Annotated in this window: 4 protein-coding genes; 2 read left to right on the top strand and 2 right to left on the bottom strand. The window is 60.9% G+C overall.

Annotated features, from left to right (window positions below):
• The coding region (locus tag GOACH_RS22930; protein ID WP_005180716.1) for a TetR/AcrR family transcriptional regulator at nt 1-478 on the bottom strand (478 nt) is incomplete at its 3' end.
• A 103-nt stretch (nt 479-581) separates the two neighbouring features.
• Nucleotides 582-941 carry an IclR family transcriptional regulator domain-containing protein gene (locus tag GOACH_RS23600; RefSeq protein WP_083444496.1) on the bottom strand — a complete coding sequence of 120 codons (360 nt, stop codon included), beginning with the start codon at nt 939-941 and terminating at the stop codon, nt 582-584.
• Between GOACH_RS23600 and GOACH_RS24460 the strand changes: the two genes are divergently transcribed.
• Entirely contained in the window at nt 940-1221 is a 282-nt protein-coding gene (locus tag GOACH_RS24460) for a transposase (protein WP_005180712.1), read from the top strand. The two genes, GOACH_RS23600 and GOACH_RS24460, sit on opposite strands and share 2 nt — an antisense overlap.
• Nucleotides 1215-1914: IS3 family transposase (locus tag GOACH_RS23910; RefSeq protein WP_227923720.1), on the top strand; the 700-nt coding region annotated here is incomplete at its 3' end. The genes GOACH_RS24460 and GOACH_RS23910, both read left to right, overlap by 7 nt.

Raw genomic sequence — 1914 nt, 5'->3', positions numbered from 1 at the left:
CCAGATTCTCCGCCACTACTGTGAGTGCGGTACCGGCAACCAGATTCCACACTGTCGCCGATGTCGCGCGTGCTACCGGCGGTGTAGTCCCTGCTTCGACGAAGGCACTCGCTAACCAAGCCAGGCTTTGCTCCGACTCTGGAGATGCTGCGGTGCGGGGCGACGCTAGGGCCAGCACGAGCCACTGATGACGGTTGTAGAGAGCCCAGTCTATTTCCACGGCCGTCAGAACTCGTTGATACCATGGCGTTTCGGAAATTCTTGGATAGGGATGTCTGCGCGTGATCTCGAGCGTCATTGCTTGGATGAGCATGCCCTTGTCGTCGACGTATCGGTAGAGCGACATGGCGCCAACTCCTAACTCGTCGGCAAGCGAACGCATCGTCAACGCGTCCAGTCCGCCGGCGTCGGCAATCTCGATTGCCGCCTCGACGATCAAGGCGTACGACAGCCTGGTTCGGTTGTTCGGATTCGGCATGATCGGCGGGCTCACCCTTCAACGCAGCTCAATGGGACGCCCGGCGCAACGCCCGTCGAGTGCACAGACATACAACCACCGGCCTTCTGTCACGGTTCTGTTCTCAGTGGGTCTGGATTCGATCGGTTGCGCCCAGGCGCAGTCGGAGGTCGGCCTCGATTCGCGAAGCCGTATTGGTCATCGCTGTGATCAGCTCTGTTTCGGAGTCGTTGTGGGGTGTCGATGTGTGCATGATCGATAGATTTAGAGCTGCTATCGGTCGCGGCGACCTGTCATAGACCGGCACCGCATAAGCGCAGAGACGGTCATTGAACTCCTGGTCCATTACGCACCACCCGCGATCCGATACCCCACGAATACTTTTGCGCAGCTGCGCCTTTTGGCGTGTCCCCCGTGAACCGGTCCGGTTGGTTCTAGAGTCTTGATTGCCCTGATGAGGGCGCGAAGGGACGATAGGAATCATGGCGGGACGTAAGCGTCACTCGGCCGAGGACATCGTGCGCAAGCTGCGCCGAGCTGATGAGTTGGCCGCGGAAGGTAAGACCGGTGAGGAGATCGCCGCCGACCTCGAGGTGTCGGCCGCGACGTTGTACAACTGGCGCCGCCAGTACGGCGGCATGGACGGCGACGCCGCCAAGGAACTCAAAGAGTTGCGCGATCAGAACAGTCGGCTCAAGCGACTGCTCGCCGACGCCGAGTTGGAGAAGGACGCGCTGCGGGAGATTGCGCGGGGAAAATTCTGAGCCCAACTGCCAAACGCGCCGCCATAGACATGCTCAAAGCTCGCATGAACATGTCAGAACGTAAGGCGTGCAGGGTTGTTGGGCTCGCCCGCTCCGCCTATCGGCAGCTGCCGCAAGCTCAGACACCTGCAGATTCCGACGCTGGCCTGCGTGAGCAGCTACGGACCTATGCCCGCAAGAACCCTCGTCATGGGTTCCGTCGGGCGTGGGCGTGGTTGCGTTTCGACGAGGGCGACACCGTCAACAAGAAGAAGGTGCACCGGTTGTGGAAGGAGGAAGGGCTGCAGGTACGCCGGGCGCCTCGCCGCAAGCGGGCGGGCCAGTCGTCGGTGCCGGTCGTGGTCGCTGATGCGCCGAAAGTGGTGTGGGCATTGGACTTTCAGTTCGACTCCACCGTCGATGGACACAAGATCAAGATCGCCTCGATGGTCGATGAACACACCCGGATGTCGTTGCTGAACATCGTCGATCGCTCGATCACCGCGGAGCGGTTGATCGAGGAGCTTGAGAAGGTTTTCGCGATCTGGGGTGGCCCGCCGATGGTGCTGCGTATGGACAACGGCCCCGAGTTCATTTCAGAGGCCCTCCGAGCGTTCTGTGCAGGGTCGGTGGGGATCTCCTACATTCCGCCCGGCACACCGTGGAACAACGGGTTTATCGAGTCGTTCAACAACCGGCTGCGCGACGAATGCT

The organism is Gordonia aichiensis NBRC 108223, from assembly GCF_000332975.1.
GTDB classification, from domain to species: domain Bacteria; phylum Actinomycetota; class Actinomycetes; order Mycobacteriales; family Mycobacteriaceae; genus Gordonia; species Gordonia aichiensis.
This window is presented reverse-complemented; position numbering and strand designations above follow the sequence as displayed.